Origin of the sequence: Micrococcus sp. APC 4021 (assembly GCF_030407635.1) — a bacterium.
GTDB classification, from domain to species: Bacteria; Actinomycetota; Actinomycetes; order Actinomycetales; family Micrococcaceae; genus Micrococcus; species Micrococcus luteus.
On sequence record NZ_JASDCZ010000130.1, the window covers coordinates 1 to 6138 of the forward strand.

A 6138-nucleotide genomic window follows, 5' to 3' on the forward strand; every position below is an offset into this window, starting at 1 on the left:
GTGTCGCGGGCGGGCGCGGCACGCCCCCGCCCCGCTCCGCCGCGCCGGCGGGGTGGGGCGACCATCGACCGGATCCGACGCACGGCGTCCGAGTCCTGTGGGAGGGTGTCGAACACGGCGCGCAGCACGCGAGGCCCGGGCTCGGGCAGGGCTCGCGCCCGTCGGGCCACCGCGCGGACGGCCCGGCGGGCGCGGCGTCGCCAGTCCCCCGCGCTCACAGCGTGACGCTCTCACCCGTGCGGGCCGACGCGATCATCGCCTCGGCCACGCGCAGCGTGTCGAGCCCCTCCGCCATGGACACGTGCTCCTGCCGGACTCCGAGGATCGCGTCGCGGAACGCCTCGTGCTCGGTGTGCAGCGGCTCGGGCTTCTCGATCGCCAGACGGGTGACGTCCCCCTCGGAGACGCCACGGAACGCGGACACCGCGTCCCAGCGAGTGCGGACCGATCCGTTGGCCTGGAAGGTCAGGTCTGCGTGCACGGTGTCCGCCACGAACGCGCCGAGCTCGCCGGTGACGACGGTCTGGCGGATCTTCACCGGCGAGAGCCAGTTCACCACGTGGCTCGTGATGGCCCCGCACTCGAGGCGGCCGTTGGCGACCACCATGTCCTCGTGCTCACGGCCGGAGTTGGTCATGGTCTCCGCGGCCACGCGCGTGAACGGGCTGTCCGCCAGCCACGCGGTCAGGTCGATGTCGTGCGTGCCGAGGTCCTTGACGACCCCGACGTCGGCGATGCGGGCGGGGAAGCCGCCCTGGCGAACGGTCGTGATCTGCAGGACTCGGCCCAGCTCGCCGGCCTGGATCCGGCGGCGCATCTCCTGGAGGGCGGGGTTGAAACGCTCGATGTGCCCCACGGCGCCGACGAGGCCGGCCTCGTCGAAGGCGTGGACCAGGCGGGTGCCGGCCTCGGTGCTGTGTGCGATCGGCTTCTCGACCATCACGTGCACGCCGGCCTCGGCCAGGACCATGCCGACCTCCTCGTGCAGGCCGGTCGGGACGGCACACATGACTGCGTCCACGCCGTGGTCGATGAGCCCCTGGACCGAGTCGTAGAGGGGCAACTCCCCCGCCACGCCGTGTGGATCGCCCATCGCGTCGGCGACGGCGACCAGCTCGGTGCCCTCGACGGAGCGCATCACGCGGGCGTGGTGGCGGCCCATCATGCCCAGGCCGATCAGTCCGGTGCGCAGCACGCTCATGCGGCGGCCTCCGCGACCACGGTGTTGACGGCCTCGACGACGCGTGTGACGTCCGCGTCCGTCAGGGACGGGTGGACCGGGATGGAGAACACGGTGGACGCGGCCACGCGGGTGTTCGGCAGGTCCGCCTCGACGCCGAAGGAGGGCAGCTCGTTGGTGGGCACCGGATAGTAGACGCCCGTGCCGACCCCGAACTCGTCCTTCAGGCGGGCGAGGACGTCCGCCCGCTTCCCGGCCAGCTCCTCGGGCAGGCGGACCGTGTACTGGTGGTACACGTGCTCGGCGCCCTCGAGCACCGTCGGCACGGTGACCCCGCGCAGCTCGGCGTCGAAGCGGGCGGCGATCTCCTGCCGGCGCCGGGTCCACGCGCCGACCTTGGTCAGCTGCACCCGGCCGATGGCCGCGTGGATGTCCGTCATGCGGTTGTTGAAGCCCACGAGCTCGTTGCGGTACTGGACTTCCATGCCCTGGTTGCGCAGCAGGCGCAGGCGACGGGCGACGTCCTGGTCCGCCACGGAGACCATGCCGCCCTCACCCGAGGTCATGTTCTTGGTCGGGTAGAGGCTGAACATGCCCCACGCCCCGAAGGTGCCCACGGGGCGTCCCTTCCAGCGGGCGCCGTGCGCCTGCGCCGCGTCCTCGAACAGCTGGAGGCCGTGCTCGCGGCAGATCGCCTCGAGCTCGTCCATGCGGGCCGGGTGGCCGTACAGGTGCACCGGCATGACGGCGGCGGTCCGCTCCGTCACCTTGGCGCGCACGTCCTGGGGGTCGAGGGTGTACGTCTGCAGGTCCACGTCCGCGAAGACCGGGGTCGCGCCCGTGAGGGCGACGGCGTTGCCGGTCGCCGCGAAGGTGAAGGCGGGCACAATGACCTCGTCGCCGGGGCCGATGCCCGCGGCCAGCAGGCCCAGGTGCAGGCCGGAGGTGCCGGAGTTGACGGCCACGCAGGCCCGGCCGTCCACCATCGCGGCACCGAACTCCTCTTCGAAGGCCGCGACCTCGGGGCCCTGCGCCACCATGCCGGAGCGCAGGACGCGGCCCACGGCCTCGCGCTCCTCGTCGCCGATGAGCGGTTTCGCCGCCGGGATGAACTCAGCCATGGTTCTCCTCCTCCTGCGCGGGTCCGGCCGGGCGCAGCGCCCCATCCCGCTCGATGAACGTCTCCCCGGTGTCCGGGCAGACCCAGACGCCGTCCTTCTCCTCGAGCCGGCGGCCCGTCCGGCCGACCCAGCCGATGCGCTTCGCGGGCACCCCGGCCACGAGGCCGAAGTCTGGCACGTCGCGAGTCACGACGGACCCGGCGGCCACCAGCGCCCACGCGCCGATGCTCACCGGGGCGACACACACCGAGCGGGCGCCGATCGCGGCACCGTCCCCGATCTCCACGCCCACGGCCTCCCAGTCGTTCCCGGACTTCTGCGACAGGTCCGGGTTGACCGCGCGGGGGTAGGTGTCGTTGGTCAGGACGACGCCGGGTCCGATGAACACGCCGCGGCCCAGACGGGCCGGCTCGTAGACGAGGGCGAGGTTCTGGACCTTGCAGTCGTCGCCGAGCTCCACCCCGGTGCCGATGTAGGCCGCGCGACCGACGATGCAGCGCTCGCCGAGGCGGGCCTGCTCACGGACCTGCGCGAGGTGCCAGACCTTGGTGCCGTCGCCGAGGACGGCGTCCTCGGCGACGTCGGCCGAGGCGGCGGTGAAGACGTCCCCGCTCATCGGGCGGCCTCGGCGTCCTGCGGCAGGCCGATGACCCGACGGGTCACTCCCGCCCAGGCGTCGGCGTCGGTGACGTTGCGGCCGTCCACGAAGGTGCGCACGCCCGGCAGGTCGGCCGGGGTGAGGGCGCGGTACTCGGCGTGGTCCGTCTGCAGGATCGCGGCGTCGACCTCGGAGCCGGAGGAGTGCGGGGTGAAGCCCAGCGCGGTGAGCTCCTCGTCCGAGTACATCGGGTCGTCCACGGTGACCTCGGCGCCGCGGGTGCGCAGGGCGCCCACGGTGGCGAACACACCGGAGAACGCGGTCTCCTTCACGCCGCCGCGGTAGGCGGCGCCCAGCACGACGACGCGCTGACCGGCGAGGTCGCCGTGGGCCTGGGCGAGCAGGTCCACGGCGAAGTCCGGCATCGAGGCGTTCACGGCGCGCGCGGTGCGGACGATGTCCGCGGCCGGGTCGTTCCACAGGTACAGGCGCGGGTAGACCGGGATGCAGTGGCCGCCCACGGCGATGCCCGGGCGGTGGATGTGGCTGTACGGCTGCGAGTTGGAGGCCTCGATCACCTGGTAGATGTCGATGCCGTTCGCGCCGGCGTAGCGGGCGAACTCGTTCGCCAGGCCGATGTTGACGTCGCGGTAGGTGGTCTCCGCGAGCTTGGCCATCTCGGAGGCCTCCGCGGAGCCGAGGTCCCACACGCCGTTGGGACGGGACAGGTCAGGACGCTCGTCGAAGTCCAGCACGGCCTCGTAGAACTCGCGGGCGCGCTCGGCGCCGGCCGGGGTCAGGCCGCCGATCAGCTTGGGGTAGCGGCGCAGGTCCTCGAACACGCGGCCGGTGAGCACGCGCTCCGGGGAGAACACGAGGTGGAAGTCCTCCCCCTCGGTCAGGCCCGAGCCCTCCTCCAGCATCGGCTTCCACCGGGTGCGGGTGGTGCCCACGGGCAGCGTGGTCTCGTAGGAGACGAGGGTGCCCGGGGTCAGGTGCTTCGCCAGCTCGGTGGTGGCGCCGTCCATCCAGCCGAAGTCGGGGCGGGCCTCGTCGTCCACGAAGAGCGGCACGACGAGCACGACGGCGTCGGCCCCCGGGACGGCGTCGCCGTAGTCGGTGGTGGCGCGCAGGCGGCCGTCGGCCACCGTGGAGGAGAGCTTCTCCTGCAGGTGGGCCTCGCCCGGGAAAGGCTCGGTCCCCGCGTTGACGAGGTCCACGACGGTGGCGTTGACATCCACGCCGACCACCTCGTGTCCCTTGCTCGCGAACTGCACGGCCAGCGGCAGGCCGATCTTGCCCAGGGCGACGACGGCGATCTTCATGCGGGTCCAGTCTTCCTTCCGTGCACGGGCCCCACGCGGCGAGCGTCGGGCGGGCGTCGAGGAGGCCTCCGGAACACGAGAGTGCGGGAGGCCCGGCGCCAGCGTCACTGTATCAGCGCGGGTGGACGCCGAGCCGGTCATAGAGCGCCCGATAGCGGCGCGCGTTGGCCTCCCAGGTGCGCGTCTGCAGGGCCCATTCCCGGCCGGCCGCGCCGAGGCGCACCCGCTCGGCTGGGTTCCCCGCGAGCCGGTCGAGGGCAGCGGCCAGCGCGGCGGGATCCTCCGCGGGGACGAGCAGGCCGGTCCGCTCGTCCTCGACGAGCTCGGCCAGGGCCGGCAGGTCCGAGGCGACGACGGGCCGACCGGTGGCCGAGGCCTCGACGGTCTTCATCGGCGTCACCGCGCGGGTGACGGGCAGGTCCCGGCGCGGGACCGTGAACACGTCCAGGGCGGCGTGGTGCAGGCGCGCGTCCTCGCGGTCGACCCGCCCGGGGAAGGCGCACAGCTCCGCGATGCCGAGCTCCGCGGCCAGGGCCTGCAGCCCGGGCCGGGCGACGCCGTCGCCGGCGATGTGCACGCGCAGCCCGGGACGGTGCGGGGCCAGCCGCGCGGCGGCGCGCAGCAGAGTGTCCAGGCCCTCGTAGTCCACGAGGCTCGAGACGGTGCCCACCACGAAGGCGTCGGTCGGCAGGTCCCAGCCCAGCCGGGCGCGTGCCTCGTCCCGGCCCGCCGGCTCGGCGACGAAGGCCGGGCCCACGGCGTTGGGGCAGAGCACGACGGCGTCCTCGGCCACCCCGGCCGCGACCAGGCGGTCGCGCATGCCCGCCCCGAGCGTCACGACCCCGTCGGCGCGGCAGGCGGCCTCGGCCTCCCGCTCCTGGAAGAGCCGGTACCGTTCCGAGGCCAGGGCCTCGGGACCGCGCACCGCCGCCCACGTGTCCGCGAGCTGCCCGCGGACCTCGTACACCCACGGGATCCCGAAGGCCCGCGCCACGGCCTCGACCGCGAGCGCGTTCACGAAGTGCGTGGTCGTGTGCAGCAGGGCGGGACGGTGTCGTCGCACGTGCGCGGCCAGCAGCTCGGCGTGCTGCTGGATGCGGGCGGCCTGGCCCTGGGCGAGCCGGGCCGGCAGCAGCCGGGCGTAGCCGATCCCGTCCACGACGTCCCGCTGTGCCGCCCAGGGCACGCCGATCTGCACGGGGTAGCCCGGCCGCGTCACGGCGGCGACATCGAAGCCCTCGTCCCGCAGGGAGGTGAGGATCGCGTGGCTGCGCTGGGCGTACCCCGACCCGGTGTGGGGCAGGGAGTTGGTCAGCACGTGCAGCACCCGCCCCGGGACCGGGCGGTAGCCGGGCTCAGTCGGCACGGTCGGGGCGACGCCGCGGAACGCGTCCCGCTCCCCCGCCATGCGGCGGGCGAGATGACGGTTGCGGGGATGCCGCGCGGCGAGCGCGGCCGCGCCGCCCAGGTCGCCGCGGTGCGCCGCCAGGCGTGCGGCGGCGGCCGTCCACGCCGCGCCGCGATGCTCCTCCGGCACGCTGCCGAGCAGCGTCTCGGCGACGTCGGGCCGGCCCATGCCGAGGGCCGCGTCGGCCCGGTGGACCAGCCCGCGGCCGCCGCCCGCCCCCGGACGGGACGCGCGGACGGGCCGGCCGGCCTCGTCCACGCCGAGGGCAGCCAGGGCCGCCGCGCGCTCGCCCCGCATCTCGTGGCCGAGCGCGGGCACGACGCCGTTCCGGCCCAGGCGGGTGAGGACGCCGGCCGCCCCGCCCGCCACCGCGGGCGGAAGTCGACGGGAGACCTGCAGGGCCAGCAGCACCGGGTCGTCCGTCACGTGCTCGCGGACGGTCTGGGCGGTCAGGGCCAGGGACCGCAGCAGCGGGCGGCGGGACGACGCGGGGCGCTCGCGTGCGG

General features: G+C 74.6%; 6 protein-coding genes. All 6 read right to left on the bottom strand.

What is annotated here, in order from left to right; genetic code table 11:
• Positions 1-218, bottom strand: a 218-nt coding sequence (locus QL983_RS09835; protein ID WP_290152728.1) for a hypothetical protein, incomplete at its 3' end; no start/stop codon positions are given.
• The gene (locus QL983_RS09840) at positions 215-1201 is read right to left on the bottom strand and encodes a Gfo/Idh/MocA family oxidoreductase (RefSeq protein WP_216886709.1); all 987 of its coding nucleotides are present in this window, start codon (positions 1199-1201) and stop codon (positions 215-217) included. The genes QL983_RS09840 and QL983_RS09835, both read right to left, overlap by 4 nt.
• Positions 1198-2301 carry a DegT/DnrJ/EryC1/StrS family aminotransferase gene (locus QL983_RS09845; protein ID WP_216886708.1) on the bottom strand — a complete coding sequence of 368 codons (1104 nt, stop codon included), beginning with the start codon at positions 2299-2301 and terminating at the stop codon, positions 1198-1200. Before QL983_RS09845 ends, QL983_RS09840 begins: the two co-directional genes overlap by 4 nt.
• Positions 2294-2917 carry an acyltransferase gene (locus QL983_RS09850; protein ID WP_098471499.1) on the bottom strand — a complete coding sequence of 208 codons (624 nt, stop codon included), beginning with the start codon at positions 2915-2917 and terminating at the stop codon, positions 2294-2296. Before QL983_RS09850 ends, QL983_RS09845 begins: the two co-directional genes overlap by 8 nt.
• Entirely contained in the window at positions 2914-4224 is a 1311-nt protein-coding gene (locus QL983_RS09855) for a nucleotide sugar dehydrogenase (protein WP_098471498.1), read from the bottom strand. The genes QL983_RS09850 and QL983_RS09855 overlap by 4 nt, the downstream gene beginning before the upstream one ends.
• Before the next feature lie 112 nt (positions 4225-4336).
• The coding region (locus QL983_RS09860; RefSeq protein WP_290152740.1) for a glycosyltransferase family 4 protein at positions 4337-6138 on the bottom strand (1802 nt) is incomplete at its 5' end.